Genomic DNA, 299 nt, shown 5'->3' with positions numbered 1-299 from the left:
GAGCGTGTCGAGCGGCAGGTCGAGCGTATGCAGCACGAGGTAGGCCGCTTCGTCGTACGCATTGTCGGCGCCGTGGCCGAAGGCGAGCTTCGCCTTCGAGATGCGCGTGACCGCGAAGCGCAGCAGGGCGCGGACACAGGCAAAAGGTGTCGTCATGCGAGGCTCCACCAGGCGATCAGTTGTTCGAGCACGCGGCGGTACACGTTCTTCAGCGGGTCGACGAAGCGCACTTCGATGTGCTCGACGATCTTGTGGATGCTGCCGTTCGGCGGGCCGAACTCGATCACCTGCGGGCAGAT

At 64.5% G+C, this 299-nt stretch carries 1 pseudogene; it reads right to left on the bottom strand.

The features are described 5' to 3' along the window. Positions 1 to 156 (bottom strand): annotated as a pseudogene (locus tag KVT39_RS36750) (50S ribosomal protein L3 N(5)-glutamine methyltransferase); the annotation flags it as partial. Between the last annotated feature and the right edge of the window lie 143 nt (positions 157 to 299).

The organism is Burkholderia sp. GbtcB21 (genome assembly GCF_019091065.1).
In the GTDB taxonomy this organism is placed as follows: Bacteria; Pseudomonadota; Gammaproteobacteria; order Burkholderiales; family Burkholderiaceae; genus Burkholderia; species Burkholderia pyrrocinia_C.
The sequence above is the reverse complement of the archived record's forward strand: the minus strand, read 5'-3'. Positions and strand labels throughout refer to the sequence as shown.